Consider the following 16519-nt stretch of genomic DNA (forward strand, 5'->3'; position numbering starts at 1 on the left):
CTTATCTCAGAGTTGAAATCAGGAGCTTTGGCGGGATGAGGGCATGGTTGTCGGTTGTGATAGCCACTATTATTTTGGCGGGCTGCAGTCAGGATTTACAGGGAACCAAGTCCTTTGATCCCGGGGCGACACCAGCCCCCGCTCCCTTATCGGGGGGGAATAATCTGAAGGGAAATGTCGCACGCACTGAATTCGCTGAGTTGGTGCGAAGGTCTGTCGCGACGTCGCCCACCACCGCAGCCGGAGCCGCCAGCGTTCTGGCTTCGAAATCCCGCATTGATTCCGAGCAAGGCGCGTTCCTGCCGCAGATCGAGGCCGAGACATCCCTGACGTCCGATGGGGATACAGTACCGATCCTGCGGCTTAGCCAGATCATCTATGATGGTGGCAAAGTCTCGGGTCGTGTGGGTTTGCGTCAGATTGAAGCCCGGCAGACCTGGTTAAACGAATTGTCAGAGCTGAGCGCGCTGAGCTTCGAGGCCATCGAGACCATAATTGATCTGGATCGAAATCGCCGCCTCGAAGAACAAGCCCAGCAGAATCTGGATCGTACGGACGTTTTGGTCAGCGACCTCCAGTCCCGTTTTGATGCCGGTGCCGGATCGGTGGCAGATTTGCTGGCGGGGCAGGGGCGGAAGTCTAACGCCGAGACAGAATTAGCGCAGGCTCAGACGGATGTGGAACTGGCGACGGCAACATGGGTCGAAGTCTTCGGAACGCGACCCGATATAATTCCGACCATCCCCCCCGCACCCATTCTGGCAGCGGCCACCTCGCAGCAAATGGTTGCACGCAGCCCGCGTCTGCGTACTCAGGTCGCCTTCAGTCAAGTGCGTGAACAAGAGGTCGTGGTTGCTGAACGAGCGACCCGCCCAACACTCTCTGCGATTCTTGAGACAGATTTCGACCAGGGCAGTATCGACGACGGAGTGCAGGCCCGATTGGGTGTAACGGTCCCGATTTACCAAGGGGGATCCGCGCGCGCCAATGTCGAAACCGCAAGGGCGAATCTTCAACAAAGCCGGGCTGATGAAGAAGAATTGCGGCGCGAGTTGCAACGTAATCTCTCCCAGGCCTTGGAAGAGACCAATTCAATCCAGCGACGGCTCGCCACAGCCCGGCGCGCTGTCGAGATCAATGAGCAAGCGCTGGATGCAGCTCGTGGACAGTTTGATATCGGGCGCAGCACGCTGGTACAGATATTGGATGCGTTGCGCGAGTTGAATCTTGCGCAGGTTCGGGTGATCCAGCTTGAGGCTCAGGCACGTCGTGCAGAATATGCCGTGCTGGCGGTCACGGGCGATATCCTGGACGCGTTGGGTGTTGCACAGCCGACCGATCCAACCTTGTGATATCCGTCGTGAACCCGACTGCGACTAACCCGCTGAATACGCACCTCCGACTACTGACAGAGCATTTGGGTCTTGGGTTGTCCGAGGTGGATATCTTTCGGGTGTTCTAGGGCGATGAAGTCGCCTAGGCGGTCAGCGCAGTGGAAGCGGTGGGCTACAGTCAGGTTTTGGGAAAGCGCGGTTACTGAAACTGGACCTGTACTTGTTTCTGGTCCTGGCGTTTGCCCCAGATGTTCAACCTTTAGTGGTTCTGGATCGAGAAGACACCGACGCTTTCTTGCGATCGATGCCAGCAGCGGATTCAGCGAACCTCAGATCTGGCGGCGACAGGAAACACGGCTGCGCAAGACGCGCTGGATATTGCGCGCATAATGCTCGCGCCGTTCGGACGAGGACCGCTCTGCCCCGCAAGGCCAATGGTATTGGTCTGCGTTTAGCGATCTGCGCGTGGTCTACATTCAGAATATGTTGGCGGCGTTGGTGATAAGTGTGCTTGGGCCGACGACGTCGCTGTTCACCATGGTCGTTCATGACCCCATTCTGCCAAACGAAGTGGTTGATAGCTTGCTGGCTCTGGTCGTCGGAGTTGGCCTTGCACTGTTGTTCGATTTCCTGATCAAGAACCTGCGGACACGGTTCATCGATACAGCGGGAAAATGGGCGGACCTGAAGATCACCGAACGGCTGTTCAATCAGTTGATGGTGCTTAAAATGTAAGCCCGGGGCGGGCAGAATGGACGCATGGCCTAGTTCTTCGGGATTTTGAGGTCGTCCGGGATTTCTTTACGTCTGCCTCGCTGGTTGCTTTGGTCGATCTGCCCTTCCCTTTCGTATTCGTGGCGTGATCTGGGCGATTGGCGGGCCGCGACAGGCGATTGCGATCGCGTCGCGCGCGAGACTTGAGGCTCAGATATCCGGACAAGAATTTGATCTTCCCGACCGTACAGGTGTGGAGGCGGCGTTTCTGGAGGATTAGATTGGCGTGATCCAACCTCTGGTCGAGCGCGGCATCGAAAGTTCGCTGGCGATGATTGACTTGCGCCGGCAGCTTAGCCGCCAAATTGGACAGCTTAGAGAGGCCGGTAGCCGAATACTGATGACTTTGTTGGAGCGATGAGTGGAAAGACCACTCAGACTTCAGCTCGGTTGGAACCAAATCCCGACCGGGCTGTTGATTGAGTCAGAGGCACTCAGACAGTGTTTTGGCCAGATTGCGGATGAGTTGCGAGTACAGATCCGCTCCGGATTCCAGATCAGATCCCAGCGGGTCCATGATGCCGGTTTTGGCTTCAGTACCGTCAAGAACGGTTGTGACGATCCCGGGGTTGAACTGCGGTTCGGTCATAACACAATCCACACCTTCGTCGCGGATACGGCTTTGAATTTCGGCGATCCTTGCCGGGCTTGAGGCAGTCGCGTCGCTGAGGGAAATTGCGCCCGAGGCCGGCAAGCCAAAGGCATCTTCGAAATACTGATAGGCATCGTGGAATACGATAAAGCTGCCACCTTTGACTGGTTCCAGTGTTTCGGTCACTTCCGCTGAAAGAGTGGCCATTTCTTCACGCGCCGCTGCCGCGTTTGCAAAGTAGGCATCTGCGTTGTCTGGGTCAGCTGCAGAAAGCTGCACCGCGATTGTGTTCAGCCAGATTTCCGCGTTTGCCGGAGAGAGCCAGGCATGAGGATCGTGCGCGCCATGTGCGTGGCCCTCATGAGCTTCTTGATCATCATGAGTATGCTCTTCCTCGTGACTATGCTCATCATGCTCTTCGTCCTCTGCAAGATCATCGTTGTTTTTTTCGTCGCCATGGTCATGCGCTTCGAATGCTGCGTTTTCACGGACATCAAGCAGAACCGTTCCGTCCGACTCAAGCAATTCCGTAACCGATGCACCAGCGCTGAGCGTCTCGACAGCGCCTTCCATCCAAGGGGTCAAGTCCTCGCCAATCCAGAATACCAGATCAGCCTCTTGCAGTGCGGCTGCTTCTGATGGACGAAGGTTGTATTCGTGAGGCGATGCGCCAGGTTGTATGATCAGATCAGGTGTTCCGACACCTTCCATCACCCGGGCCACCAATGAGTGAACGGGTGCGATGTCAACCGCAACCTTGGGTGCATCCGCCACGGCGGTTCCGGCCATCAATGCAGTGGTCATGGCTAGTGGGAGCAACTTTCTGGACATCAGGTTCTCTATGTGATTTTATAACATTACGACCGACTTATATGATATGGAGTAACATGACAAGCGAGACGCACCCCATTTCGGTTGGTGAAGATGCGCCGGTAGGATTTCAGGAGCATGATCACAAGAATTGCGTCGAAACGGCGTTGGCCACAGCGGATGCTCGGTGCAGGGAAGAAGGGTTGCGGCTAACCCCTGTGCGGCGAAAAGTTCTTGAAATGCTGTTGCAAGATCACAAGTCGCTTGGGGCTTACGCTATACTTGATCGTTTGCGCGAAGCCGGTTTTGGCTCGCAGCCGCCGGTGGCTTATCGCGCGCTGGATTTTCTGGTCCAGTACGGGTTCGTCCATAAGATTGAACGTTTGAACGCCTTTGTGGCCTGCTCTCATCCCGGAGAGGTCCATTCCCCGGCCTTCATGATCTGCAGAAAATGTGACGCTGTCGCCGAAGCTCAGTCGGCACCGTCCAATGGCGTCCTCGGCGCAGCCGCGCGCGCGGCGGGTTTCGAAATCGAGCGAACCGTTGTAGAAGCCGAGGGACTCTGCCCAGACTGCACCGAGAAGGCGTAGACATGACCCTGATCACCGTTGAAAATCTCAGCGTGCGTTATGGCGCGAATACCGTTCTGCGCCATGTCGGCATGACGATTGAGGCTGGTGAAATCGTGACGATCGTTGGTCCAAACGGATCGGGAAAGACCAGCCTGTTGCGTGCCGTCATTGGCGCGACCAAGCCTGCGGAAGGTAAGGTTACACTGAAGCCTGGGCTAAAAATCGGGTATGTCCCCCAAAAACTGCACATTGATCCGACCCTGCCGATATCAGTGGAAAGATTCATGCGTCTGACGGAGCGTGTCTCTAGGCTTCAATGTACAGAAGCGCTTGAAACTGCTGGGGTGCCGGATCTGCTAAAGCGCCAAATGTCGCAATTGTCAGGCGGACAGTTTCAGCGCGTTTTGCTGGCGCGAGCGTTGATCAATCGGCCCGACGTTCTGCTTTTGGACGAAGCCACTCAGGGTCTCGACCAACCGGGGTCGGCGGCGTTTTATCGTCAGATCGAGGAGGTCCGGCGTGAAACCGGATGCGCCATATTGATGATCAGCCATGAATTGCACGTGGTCATGAGCGCGTCTGACAGGGTGATCTGCCTCAATGGTCATGTGTGCTGCCAAGGGTCCCCCGCAGTCGTAGCCTCGGCCCCGGAATATCGGGCCCTGTTCGGAACGGGTACCGGAGGCGCACTGGCCCTTTATCGCCATGATCACGACCATGATCACGATCACGGTCACTGTGAAACCTCTCAGGAAGCCGCAGAATAATGCTGGATGATTTCATGACGCGCGCGACGCTTGCAGGTGTTGGCGTTGCTTTTGCTGCGGCACCACTGGGGTGTTTTGTTGTCTGGCGTCGAATGGCCTATTTCGGGGATGCCACCGCCCATGCGGCAATCTTGGGTGTCGCTTTGTCGCTGACGTTTCAGCTGTCCATCTTTACTGGGGCGCTAGCTGTTGCGCTTGCAATGGCACTTACCGTGACACTGTTGTCCGGACGTGGCTACGCGATGGATACACTGCTGGGTGTTCTAGCACATTCTGCACTTGCCTTCGGTCTAGTCGCCGTATCGTTCCTGTCCGGTGTTCGCATCGACCTGATGGCCTATCTCTTCGGTGATATTCTGGCGGTGTCACGCACCGATCTGGTTGTGATCTGGGGTGGCGCAGCGCTTGTCGTGGCCCTCATCGTATGGCGCTGGTCGCAGCTTTTGACGGCGACCATGAATGAAGAGTTGGCCTATGCCAGCGGCTTTGACCCCAAGCGAGAGCAGTTGATCCTGACGCTGTCTCTGGCAGTTACAGTGGCCGTGGCGATAAAGGTCGTAGGTGTTCTACTGATTGCTGCAATGCTGATCATCCCGGCGGCGGCTGCGCGCAGTCTGGCCAGATCTCCGGAAGCGATGGCATTGATTGCGGCGGCGATTGGCGCATTCTCCGCAATCGCCGGGCTACGGGCTGCTTACGTGTTTGATACGCCTGCAGGGCCATCCATTGTTTGTGTTGCTGCAGTAGTGTTTGCGTGTTTCAGCCTGATCGGATGGCAAACGCGGCGTGGAACCTAGGGCATCTGCAAAGATCAATGCGGTCGCGTTGACACGGTCACGAATTCAATCTCGGCTGACAGGATGTCCCGCACCCCATGTGGGAGCTTGGCGTCGAAGCTGAGCGTGTCACCTTCTGACATCTGGAACTCTTCGGTCCCACAGCCATAGATCGCACTGCCTTCAATCATGTAGATGAAGACGTAGCCTTCGTGCTGATAGTTAGGCAACTTGCGTTGGTCTTGTTTTGAGATGCGGATGCGTGCGGATTGGAATGACCCGCTAGGCCCGCTGTGTTTGCCGAGCAGTAGATAATCATGGGCATGGTCTGGTGTGATACGCCGCGACGGCAACCCGGTTCCCGCCTGAACGTGATGCACATCCGAGGTCGTGTCGGTATGGCTGAACATCGCCATCAGAGAGACAGATAGTGCATCTGCCAACGCGTGTAAGGTACCAAGGGACGGTGACACATGACCATTTTCGATCCGGCTGATCATCGGCGCGGAAACCTTTGACTGCGCGGCGAGTTCGGTCACCGTGAGCTGACGTTCCTGTCGCAAACGCTGCAGGGTGCGCCCGATCTCAAGTTCTGGTTCTGTTTTCTTGTCCTGCATCGGGCCGCTTTGACATTCCTTCTTCCAGTTAAAGTAGCTTTGGCCTGAATTGCAGGATAGTAAAAGTGTGTTCTGACAAAAAACAAGCTTAGCTGAGCGATTGGCGCAAAACTGCGCCAATGCGATGAAGGCAGCGGTGTTTTGAACTTATTTTCCTTTCCAGACCGGATCACGCTTTTCAGCGAAGGCTTTTGCGCCTTCAAGCTGATCCTCGCTGGAATAGAGGATATCGACGGTGCGCAGCTGGCGCTTGGTGATGCGGTTCATGGCGTCCTGAAATTTGCTGTCTTCAGCTTCGCGCACGACCTCTTTGATCGCAGCATAAACAAGCGGAGGACCCGAGGCGAGCAGACGCGCCAATTCCCAGGCACGATCCATCAGTTGATCGGCAGGCAGGACTTCATTGACCAAGCCCCAACGCTGACCTTCTTCGGCATCGAACCAGCGTCCAGTCAGCAATAGCTCCATCGCGATGTGGTAGGGAATGCGTTTGGGTAGCTTGACGCTCGCCGCATCTGCAACGGTTCCGGATCGAATCTCAGGTAGGGCAAAAGTTGCGTGTTCAGCGGCCAGGATCATATCGGCGGAAATCGCAAGCTCGAGCCCGCCACCACAGGCAATACCATTGATGGCCGCGATGACCGGTTTGTTCAGATCGCGTAACTCCTGCAAACCGCCAAAGCCACCGACACCATAATCTCCATCTACGGCATCGCCTTCGGCGGCTGCCCTCAGGTCCCAGCCAGGGCAAAAGAATTTGTCACCTGCTCCGGTCAAGATCGCGACGCGCAGTTCGGGATCATCGCGAAACTCGGCAAATACCTGCCCCATGATGCGGCTGGTAGCTAGATCGATTGCATTGGCTTTTGGCCGATCCAGCTTCACTTCGAGAATTGCGCCGTCACGGCGGGTCTTGATCGGGTCCATTTCTCAGGCCTTTCTGATAAGCGCATCCACCGCCACCGCCCGGGTGGGCGTGCAGAGAAGCGGGTTGATTTCGACCTCGCCGAGCGTTTCGGCATTTTGCATTACATAGTCTTGAACGGCCTGAATGGCGGCAACGATTTCATCCATATCAGCCGCTGGTTGGCCGCGATAGCCTGCCAGCAATGACGCGATCTTTAGTTCGCCGAGAGCAGCGCGAATACTGTCGGATGTTGCCGGGACCAGAAGAGAGGTGGTATCGCGCAATATTTCGGTCAAGACACCACCGGCCCCTATTGTCAGCACAAAGCCATGGGCAGGGTCCCGCACCACACCGACGAGGATTTCAGCCACCGCACCCGTGATCATCTCTTCGATCAGGATCTCATCGGTTCCAATATCCGCTGCCACACCTGTCACATCGGCAGCCTGAACCCTCAATCGTACAGCGGAATGTTCGGACTTGTGGGCAAGGCCGACACCTTTGACAGCAAATGGCGCTTCCATTTCTTGCGCCGCGCTGAGGGCTTCCTTTGCGCTTCGGACGGACCTGTTTCGAGGGATGCGCAAACCATGGGCAGCCAGAGCTTGCTTGGCCTCGGCTTCGGATAACGTATGCTTGACATCAGACGTACCCGGCAAGCAGACTGGCGCGCTTGCAGGTACGGCGACCTGACCCGCCGCGCGCGTGGCAGAAAGGGCTTCGCGGAGACCCATGAAGGGTACCACACCGGCCTCCATTAGGGTTTGTGCTACATCTTCAGGTAGCAATTCGGGCAGGGTAGAAACCACGGCAAAACGCGCACCCGTATCTGCCCGCACTTTTTGTGCTGTACGCGTGGCAGCGGCCCAATCTGTGGGATCGGTGGTCGGGTAATCAACGATCGTGAATGTCAGATCTATGTCGTCGCCAGTCATTCCGGCCCAAGCGTTCGCCATCGCATCTTCATCGCGCCAGATATAGGTGTGGTAATCGAGTGGATTGCTTAGTGCGACCATCGGACCAAGCGCATCGCGCAATCGGGTTTGCTTGTCTCTGGACAGTTCTGGAAATCTGAGGTCAGTGCCGATCGCCATATCTGCGATCAGGCTGGCCTCGCCGCCCGAGCAGCTGATCGAAGCAATGTTGCCCCCCGGCAAAGGCCCATAACAATGCAACAATTTCAGGGTTTCCAGAAACTCGGGCAGCGAGGACAGGCGCGGGATGCCCAGCCGGTTTAGCAAAGCCTGCGCACCCGCATCGCTCCCTGCCAGTGAGGCGGTATGAGAAACTGTTGCTGCCTGCGCCTGTTCGGATGCACCCACCTTAAGTGCGATCAGAGGCACGCCTTTCCGATGTGCTTTGGCAGCAAAGGCCTCCCATTCGCGGATATCCTTGAAGCCCTCGATATGTAAACCGACGGCAGTGACCCGTGGATCATCGATCAGCGACAAGGCAATCTCAGCCTGACTGGTCTGCGCCATGTTCCCGCAAGTCACCATATAGGCAATCGGCAGAGCTCGTTTCTGCATAGTCAGGTTGATCGAGATGTTGGAGCTCTGGGTCAGAATGGCAACGCCTCGATCTACCCGAGCGGCTCCATGCTGATCGGGCCACAACAGTGCACCATCAAGCGCATTGATAAAGCCATAGCAGTTCGGCCCAAGAATGGGCATGCTGCCTGCTGCATTGATCAACTCTGATTGCAGATCTCCTCCTGCCTGATCCTCGGCTGCAGCTTCCGAGAAGCCAGAGGCAAAGCAAACTGCTCCGCCGCTGCCCATGTCTGACAGAACCTGAACGGCCTCAACGGTGGCGTGACGGTTGATGCCAACAAAGGCCGCGTCCGGGGACGATGGCAGGTCTTCAATCCGTGCGTAGGCCTTGTGCCCGGCAATTTCATCCGCCTTGGGATAGACAGGCCAGATTTTCCCTGCGTAGTCCATGCGTTCCGATTGCAGGATAACCTGCTTGCACCACGCGCCGCCGCCGATCACCGCGATGGATTCCGGGCGTAGAAGACGGGAGATATCCTTGCTCATTCGGGCCTCAGGCACCCAGAGGCCGCAGCAGATCACGACTGATGATATGCCGCTGGATTTCACTCGTACCATCCCAGATACGTTCTACGCGCGCATCCCGCCAGAACCGTTCGATCGGGAAGTCGTCCATCAGACCCATGCCACCATAGATTTGCAGCGTCGTATCCGTGACCTTTGCCAGCATTTCCGAAGCATAAAGCTTGGCCGAGGCAATCTCGCGATTTGAGGGCAAGTCCTGATCCAGTCGCCATGCGGCCGCGAGCGTCAGCCAGTCAGCAGCGTCGATCTCGGTGATCATGTCGGCGATCTGAAAGCCAACACCCTGAAACTTGCCGATTGGCTGGCCGAATTGCTTGCGCTCAGCCGCGTAGTTCAGTGCGTAATCAAAACAGCGCCGCGCGCGCCCGACCGAAAAAGCAGCAACCGTCAGGCGCGTTGCATAGAGCCACTCGTTCATCATCGCGAAACCGCCATCGACCTCGCCCAAAACCTGTGCGTCGGGCAAACGGCAATTGTCAAAATACAGGATATAGTTCTTGTAGCCTTTGTGGCTGACTGAGTTGTACCCCTCGCGCACTTCAAAACCCGGCGTACCACGATCTACGAGGAAGGAAGTGATCCGTTTTTTGGGGCCTTTCGGAGTTTCATCCACACCTGTTGCGATGAATACGATGAAGAAATCCGCGTGCTCCGCGCCCGAGATGAAGTGTTTCGAACCGTTGACGACCCAGTCACCGCCATCGCGAACGGCCTGGCATTTCATGCCCCGAACATCTGACCCCGCATCAGGTTCGGTCATAGCTAGAGCATCCATCTTTTCGCCACGCACGGCAGGCAACAAGTAGCGTTCTCGCTGGTCGGCGTTGCAGGCCATCAGGATATTCTGCGGGCGACCGAAGAAATGGGTCAATGCCATCGAACCTCGGCCGAGCTCGCGTTCGACAAGAGTGAAATCAAGATGCGAGAGACCTGCGCCACCAACTTCCTCGGGGAAGTTACAGGCATAAAACCCCAGTTCGATGCATTTCCGCTTGATTTCGTCGCCCAGTTCTTGCGGCACCTGTCCGGTGCGTTCGACCTCAGCTTCGTGGGGGTAAATCTCGTTCTCAACAAAGCTCCGCACTGTTGAGACGATCATTTCCTGTTCTTCGGTTAAGCCAAATTGCATGACGCGTTCCCTTGATGTCTGATTGGCAATGAAACGTAATTGCCTGACACGATGACATGCAGTAATCGTACGATATCATGCCGAGTTAGAAAAATTTGACCCAGATATATAACTTTTTGCTGTTCAACGGGTTCTCGAACCTTTGCCTCGCCAACATGGTCGAGCCTCTGCGCGCGGCGAATACACTGGCGGGGCAAGATCTCTATGCCTGGCAGTTTTATTCACCCCATGGTGCGCCAGTCCAAAGCTCCAGCGGGTTGCAAGTCGCGCCTCATGGAGCGATGGGCATTGAGGCGGGTGATGCTTTGGTTGTCATGCCGTCTTATGGGTATCTGGAACACTCGGTTCCCGATACTCATCGCGCTTTGCGCAGGGCCGCAACCCGTCATCGCAAACTGGCTGGTCTGGACACAGGGAGTTGGTTGCTCGCGCGTGCGGGACTGTTGGAAGGGCATCGCGCGACCATTCACTGGGATGAACTTTCCCGGTTCGAAGAAACTTTTACCGATGTCGAGGTCGTGCAGGAACGTTTTGTGATCGACCGGGACCGGATCACCTGCTCAGGCGCGATGGCTGCTTATGATCTGGCGACTGCGCTGATTCTTGCGGATCACGGGCCGCTGTTGTCGATGGAGGTGGCGCATCTTCTGATGAACCGTGGTGAACCAAGTGCTGCTTCACCACAGATGAAATCCGAAGACAGGCTGGTGAATCGGGTGCTGGGCGTCATGCAGGGCACGTTGGATGCGCCAGTAATGATAAAGGATATCGCTCGTCAGCTCGGGTGCTCTCAAAAGAAGATTGAGACCCGGGTTTTGTCCGAGCTGGGTGTAACACCGCAGGCGCTCTATCGTCGCCTGCGTCTGAATTTGGCGCGTAAACTTGCGGTCGAGACCCAGCAGTCCGTGGCCGAGATCGCCAGCCGCTGCGGGTATGAGAACCCAAGCGCAATGACGCGGGCGTTCCGGATGCAATTCGGGCAGACACCAACAGCCTATCGAAACGGGGAGTAACTTTGGGATTAGCCTCGCACGCGTGAGAGGTCCGGGTCATACGGGGACGGCGCAATCACCTCGGCAGCGATCATTTCTCCGCACAGGTCAAGTTGCATTCGGCTGCCGGGTTCGGAAAATTCCGGATTCACAAAGCCGTAAGCAAGGTTTAGCCCTGTTCTGTGGCCCCAGTCACCTGACGTGATCGTACCAACAACCATGTCGTCCAACATCAGAGAGGCTCCACCATAGGCAGGTGCTTTGGTTGTATCGATTTTCAGGCTTACCAGTTTCTTTTGAGGCCCGTTCTCAAGGCGTCTCTGCAACGCGTTTCGGCCAATGAAATCGCCTTTGGTCAGTTTCACGAACCGATCCAAACCGGTCTCAAACGGGTCGAACTCTGTGAGCAGATCGGCTTTCCAGTGCAAGAACCCTTTCTCCATCCGCATGGACTCGACGGCGCGAGCACCAAATAATTTCAAGTCATGCGTCTCGCCAGCTTTTCTGAGCGCCAGATAGGCCGCGTATAGTGAGGCGTTCGGGACATGTATCTCGTAGGCCAGTTCCCCTGAGAAGCTGATATTCAATACAGTTGCTGGCGCGAACCCGACAAAACACTCGCGAACTGACAGCCAGGGAAAAGCTTCTCGCGACCAGTCTCCTCGAGCACAAGCGGACAGCACGTCGCGCGATTTGGGTCCGGCCAGCACTAATATTATCTGATCATTGGTGAGTGAGCGGATTTGCACATCTTCGCCATCATGCAGATGCGCCTTTAGCCAGTCCATATCATGGTATTCGCTGGCGGCGGCGGACCCGTACCAGACCCGTGCCGGGCCGCGATCACTCGCGGGAAGGTTGGCGATGGTGGCCTCGGCTTTGACCATCCCGTGGTGGTTCAGCAGATAACCAAGGCCGACCCGCCCGTCGCGTTTTGTCACCGCGCCGCACATCATCCGATCCAGAAACCGATGCCGATCGGTTCCAGTGATTTCCAGCCGGTTGAAGCCGTTCACTTCGGCCAGTCCGACATTTTCTTGAAGGTTTCTGATTTCCGCTGCCACGACGTCAAAGGTCTCATCAAAACTGAAACTCAGCGTTGGGTGAAAATCTGGTGCAGGCTTGATGTAGTCGACCCGCTCCCAACCGTTGACCACTGTAAATTCAGCCCCTTCTGCTGCGAGGATCGGGGTCAGCGGTGTGGTTTTGGCGGGGCGACCGGCAGGCCGGTGTTCGTGCGGGAAATGAAAGCGGAATTCATTCTGGTAATCTTCGATGGCTTTCAGCGCGGTCAGCTCCACATTTGTGTGGCCGGTAAACCGACGCGGATCAAGGCACCACGTGTCATAACAGGCCTCGCCGTGAACGATCTGTTGGGCCAGCAGCCAGCCATGGCCACCCCCTTCGCCCAAACCCGCGCGCAGACCGATGATGCAGAAAGCATTGCGCTTTCCGGGGATTGGCCCGACCAAAGGTGCGCCGTCAATTGTGTAGGTGATCGGACCATTCACCACTGTATGAATGCCGACATCCATCAGTGCAGGCATGCGTGCGAAGGCACCTTCCAGCACATCCGTCACGCGGTCCAGATCGTCAGGGCACAGCGCGTTCACAAAATTCGGATCGATCCCGTCCATGCCCCAGGTTTTGCAATCCTGCTCGTAGAAACCGACCAGCAAGCCGTTCTTCTCCTGCCGACAATAATAGTCGCTGATCGGACAGCGCAGCAGGGGCATCCGGTGGCCTGCGTCGCGGATCGTTGCGATTTCTTCTGTCAGAAAATACTGATGCTCCATCGAAGCGACAGGGTGGTGCACGCCCATCATCGCGCCCACTTCGTTTACCCGATAACCACAAGCGTTAACTACGATATCGCAGTCAATATTGCCGTGTTCCGTGTGAACCGTCCAGGTATCGTCCTTGTGCTGTGTCAGTCCTGTGACCGGAGTATTGCGATACACCTCGGCCCCGGCTTTACGCGCGCGGCGTGCCAGTGCTTGGCACAGTTGAGCCGGATCGATGTCGCCATCTAGCGGATCCCATAGCCCACCGAGAAGGTTGTCGGTGGAAATCAACGGGTGCCGGCGGGCGCATTCCTCTGCATCTATGACCTCGAAATGCACATCCATTCCGCGCGCCATAGACGCAAAATGGTGGTACCCCTGCATCTGCTCAGGCGTATTTGCAAGCCGGATGCCGCCGTCACCGTGATGGTAGTTGATAGGATAGTCCGGATCCTCGGCCAGTTCCTTGTACAGGTTGATCGAGTGGGTCTTCAGACCAACCATGGTCTGGTTCATGCCAAAATTGGTCACCTGCGCGGCCGAATGCCAAGTTGTGCCGCTGGTCAACTCATCGCGCTCGACCAGCACCACATCGGTCCAACCTTCACGGGTCAAGTGATACAGAGTCGAGCAGCCGGCGATACCGCCGCCAATGACGACCACTTTAGTGCGCGATTTCATCAAGGACCCTCCGGTAGGTAGTCTTTTGGGGATTAGCCTGTTCTGTCAGTTGGTTCACAAGCGGTTGGATATTGTTACGTAAAAAATCGAAAATAAAAGCTCATTAACTCGTAGTAATTCGAATGCGGTTGAAATTGGCTTTAGGCGTTTAGTTGAATTGATCCACCTGATGCGGTTGGAGGATCACAAATGGCTGCGCCGCAGGCGAAAAGGTCCGGTCGAAAAGGACGTATCGCACAGCGGGCTGAAAAGCCTGCGCTCGACCCCTGTCCGCCAGGTCAACCGGGAGGCGCTTACAAACCCTTGACTGGGGTTGAGCTTGAGCGGATTTACAACACAGCTCTGGATCTTCTTGAGAAGCTGGGGATCGGCGAGGTGCCGGATCGCTTGCGTTCTGATTTGTTGGCGGTTGGGGCGCAAGATAGCGGGGAGGGGAGGATACTTTTTTCGCCTCAACTTGTGGAACAGGCGATTGATCAGGCCGCCAAGACCTTCGTTCTGCACGGGCGTGATCCAGCCCGATCCATCGAAGTTGGCGGTAATCGCGTCTATTTCGGAACCGGAGGGGCGGCGGTTCAGACGCTTGATCTGCGCAGTGGTCACTATCGGCCTTCGACCTTGCAGGACTTGCATGATTTCACGCGTCTTCAGGATGTCTTGCCAAATGTCAGCTGGTTCACCCGCTGTTGCGTTGCAACCGATCTGGAGGAAACCTTCGATCTGGATGTGAACACCGTCTATGCGCTGTTGAAGAATACCTCCAAGCCCACCGCGACGTCTTTTACATTGGCGCAGCACGTTGCGCCAATTGTTGAGATATTGGATATCGCAGCCGGGGGACCCGGTGAATTCGCAAAACGCCCGTTCATGAAAGCACATATAAGCCCGGTGATCTCGCCGATGCGCTACGGCGAAGACGCAGTGGATGTGGTCTACGCCTGCATCGAACACAATATTCCGATTTCTTGCATCACCGCTGCTCAGGCCGGCGCGACTGCACCAGCGACCTTGGCTGGTTTTCTGGCGCAGTCATTGGCAGAAACTCTTGCGAGTCTAGTAATGGTCCACGCGATCCAGCCCGGGTTTCCTATGGTCTTTTCGAATTGGCCACTGGTGATTGACCTTCGGACCGGCGCGTTCTCAGGTGGCAGCGGAGAGACGGCTGTCCTGAATGCAGCATCAGCACAATTATCAAATTGGCTTGGGCTGCCTTCAGGCGTGGCCTGTTCGATGTCTGATGCCAAGGCGATCGACGCTCAATACGGGATGGAAAAGGGACTGACCTCAATGGCGGCGGCGCTGGCAGGTGGTAATCTGATCTATGAAAGCTCAGGCATGACGGCCTCGTTGCTGGGTGCAAGTTTTGAGGCGTTCGTGCTGGATGATGAGATGCACTCGTACACCTACCGCGCTTTGAGGGGCATAGAGGTGACACACGAGAATCTGGGCTTTGACGCGATCTGCGAAGCAGTTCTGGGCGAGGGCCATTTTCTGGGTGGTCAGCATACTTTTGCGGCCATGGAACGGGATTACTTTTATCCCTCACTCGCAGACAGGGACGAGCCGCGAACCTGGGCAGAAAACGGAGCGCAAGATGCCTGGAGCCGCGCGCGACATCGGGCGCAAGAAATTTTGCAGACCCATACGCCAAGATACCTGTCAGACGAACAGGATCGGCAAATCCGAGATCGCTTCAAAATTCTTTGAAGGCTGATCCAGTGCTATTCGATCAGTTTGAAACTATCCGCCAGCCACGGGATATCATCGCGCAGTGGGGAAATGATGCGGTCATTGATCAGTGATCGGGTTTTGGCATCCACAAGCTCAATCACCGATCTTGAACAATCCGGCGTCGCGACCAGTGCCAGTGTGCGTGCAAAGCTCTTGCCCGGAAACGGGTGCATGCACAGCTTTGATTGAAACCGTTTTGCACGAGAATACAGCAGCGGCGTCGTGATGGTCCAACCCGCACCGGAGGACACCATCGACATCAGCGTCTGATTGTTGCTGCATTCAAACCTGTGAGAGGACGAAATCCCCATCCGGCGTAATTGGGACTCGATCTGGCGCGCGATGATCAGATTGCTGGAATATCGTAGAAACGGCAATTTAGTTCGACCCTCAACAATGTCTTGCAAAGACTTGTCACTCACCGCAGGCAAAACGATCACAAATGGATCGCGCAGAAGGGGGCGATCCTGCAGATCGCGCATACGTTCGCTAGGAGTAGTGGAAATCCCCAGATCCAACTGCCTGTCACGCAGCATGTCGATAATCGCGTGGCTGGAATCCGTGTGGTACATGAAATCACAGGCGGGCATATTCGCGAATAGATAGACCGCCAGCTCTGGAATAATGTCGCTGTCGAAGTCTTCGATCGTGCCGAAACGCAGATAGCTGGCCTCGGTGATGCTTCCTGCAGACGCTTCGGCCTTGGCCTTTCGGATCAGGTGCAGCGCATCGTCGATAATGCGCAGGAAGACCCGGCCCTTTGGGGTCAGAACCATGGGTCTACGGGTGTGGTTGAACAGCTCAACGCCCAGATGGTCTTCGAGATTGCGCAGGTGATGGGAAACGGTGCTGATCGTCAGCCCTGTTTCCTTGGCGGCCGCCTGTAGCGAGCCCTTTTGCGCACATATCTGAAACAGTTCCAGCCATTTGAGACTGAGGTCTTTGGGAGCAGACTGACGCGGCATTCCGGTGCTT

At 56.2% G+C, this 16519-nt stretch carries 14 protein-coding genes; 7 read left to right on the top strand and 7 right to left on the bottom strand.

Annotated elements, in window-relative coordinates:
• The first annotated feature begins 203 nt into the window (after positions 1 to 203).
• Together ACR0L9_RS10930 and ACR0L9_RS10935 are read left to right on the top strand one after the other, a co-directional pair.
• On the top strand, positions 204 to 1352 hold the full coding sequence (locus tag ACR0L9_RS10930; RefSeq protein ID WP_170509543.1) for a TolC family protein: 1149 nt from the start codon (positions 204 to 206) through the stop codon (positions 1350 to 1352).
• Positions 1353 to 1799: 447 nt separating this feature from the next.
• Entirely contained in the window at positions 1800 to 2069 is a 270-nt protein-coding gene (locus ACR0L9_RS10935; RefSeq protein ID WP_480762794.1) for a hypothetical protein, read from the top strand.
• 463 nt (positions 2070 to 2532) lie between these two features.
• Here ACR0L9_RS10935 and ACR0L9_RS10940 read toward each other — a convergent pair whose 3' ends face one another.
• On the bottom strand, positions 2533 to 3531 hold the full coding sequence (locus ACR0L9_RS10940; RefSeq protein ID WP_480895645.1) for a zinc ABC transporter substrate-binding protein: 999 nt from the start codon (positions 3529 to 3531) through the stop codon (positions 2533 to 2535).
• A gap of 56 nt (positions 3532 to 3587) precedes the next feature.
• Between ACR0L9_RS10940 and ACR0L9_RS10945 the strand changes: the two genes are divergently transcribed.
• Genes ACR0L9_RS10945 through ACR0L9_RS10955 form a run of 3 tightly spaced genes read left to right on the top strand, consistent with a single transcriptional unit; the run spans position 3588 to position 5646 of the window.
• Positions 3588 to 4100, top strand: coding sequence for a Fur family transcriptional regulator (locus tag ACR0L9_RS10945; protein WP_170611713.1), 513 nt, complete (start codon positions 3588 to 3590; stop codon positions 4098 to 4100).
• Between the two features lie 2 nt (positions 4101 to 4102).
• Positions 4103 to 4849 (top strand): metal ABC transporter ATP-binding protein, encoded by a 747-nt coding sequence (locus tag ACR0L9_RS10950; protein WP_170611711.1) that lies wholly within the window; start codon positions 4103 to 4105, stop codon positions 4847 to 4849.
• Positions 4849 to 5646, top strand: a complete 798-nt coding sequence (locus ACR0L9_RS10955; protein ID WP_480895646.1) for an iron chelate uptake ABC transporter family permease subunit — start codon at positions 4849 to 4851, stop codon at positions 5644 to 5646. Before ACR0L9_RS10950 ends, ACR0L9_RS10955 begins: the two co-directional genes overlap by 1 nt.
• 14 nt (positions 5647 to 5660) lie before the next feature.
• On the opposite strand, the gene ACR0L9_RS10960 is transcribed toward ACR0L9_RS10955, so the two are convergent.
• The 4 genes from ACR0L9_RS10960 to ACR0L9_RS10975 all read right to left on the bottom strand — a co-directional run bounded on the left by ACR0L9_RS10960 (position 5661) and on the right by ACR0L9_RS10975 (position 10356).
• Positions 5661 to 6242 carry a helix-turn-helix domain-containing protein gene (locus tag ACR0L9_RS10960; RefSeq protein ID WP_480895647.1) on the bottom strand — a complete coding sequence of 194 codons (582 nt, stop codon included), beginning with the start codon at positions 6240 to 6242 and terminating at the stop codon, positions 5661 to 5663.
• A 147-nt stretch (positions 6243 to 6389) separates the two neighbouring features.
• Positions 6390 to 7169 carry a carnitinyl-CoA dehydratase gene (locus ACR0L9_RS10965; protein ID WP_480895648.1) on the bottom strand — a complete coding sequence of 260 codons (780 nt, stop codon included), beginning with the start codon at positions 7167 to 7169 and terminating at the stop codon, positions 6390 to 6392.
• Between the two features lie 3 nt (positions 7170 to 7172).
• On the bottom strand, positions 7173 to 9188 hold the full coding sequence (locus ACR0L9_RS10970) for an acetate--CoA ligase family protein (RefSeq protein ID WP_480895649.1): 2016 nt from the start codon (positions 9186 to 9188) through the stop codon (positions 7173 to 7175).
• A 7-nt stretch (positions 9189 to 9195) separates the two neighbouring features.
• Positions 9196 to 10356 carry an acyl-CoA dehydrogenase family protein gene (locus ACR0L9_RS10975; RefSeq protein ID WP_480895650.1) on the bottom strand — a complete coding sequence of 387 codons (1161 nt, stop codon included), beginning with the start codon at positions 10354 to 10356 and terminating at the stop codon, positions 9196 to 9198.
• 95 nt (positions 10357 to 10451) lie between these two features.
• Here ACR0L9_RS10975 and ACR0L9_RS10980 point away from each other — a divergent pair, with 95 nt between their 5' ends.
• Positions 10452 to 11369 (top strand): GlxA family transcriptional regulator, encoded by a 918-nt coding sequence (locus tag ACR0L9_RS10980; RefSeq protein WP_480895651.1) that lies wholly within the window; start codon positions 10452 to 10454, stop codon positions 11367 to 11369.
• Between the two features lie 8 nt (positions 11370 to 11377).
• Here ACR0L9_RS10980 and ACR0L9_RS10985 read toward each other — a convergent pair whose 3' ends face one another.
• Positions 11378 to 13813 carry a GcvT family protein gene (locus ACR0L9_RS10985; RefSeq protein ID WP_480895652.1) on the bottom strand — a complete coding sequence of 812 codons (2436 nt, stop codon included), beginning with the start codon at positions 13811 to 13813 and terminating at the stop codon, positions 11378 to 11380.
• 189 nt (positions 13814 to 14002) lie between these two features.
• Here ACR0L9_RS10985 and ACR0L9_RS10990 point away from each other — a divergent pair, with 189 nt between their 5' ends.
• Positions 14003 to 15520, top strand: a complete 1518-nt coding sequence (locus ACR0L9_RS10990; protein ID WP_480895653.1) for a trimethylamine methyltransferase family protein — start codon at positions 14003 to 14005, stop codon at positions 15518 to 15520.
• Between the two features lie 14 nt (positions 15521 to 15534).
• Here ACR0L9_RS10990 and ACR0L9_RS10995 read toward each other — a convergent pair whose 3' ends face one another.
• Complete coding sequence (locus ACR0L9_RS10995; protein ID WP_480895654.1) at positions 15535 to 16509, bottom strand: LysR family transcriptional regulator; 975 nt, start codon at positions 16507 to 16509, stop codon at positions 15535 to 15537.
• Positions 16510 to 16519 lie beyond the last annotated feature (10 nt).

The sequence above is a fragment of the Ruegeria sp. I3 genome (genome assembly GCF_056532525.1).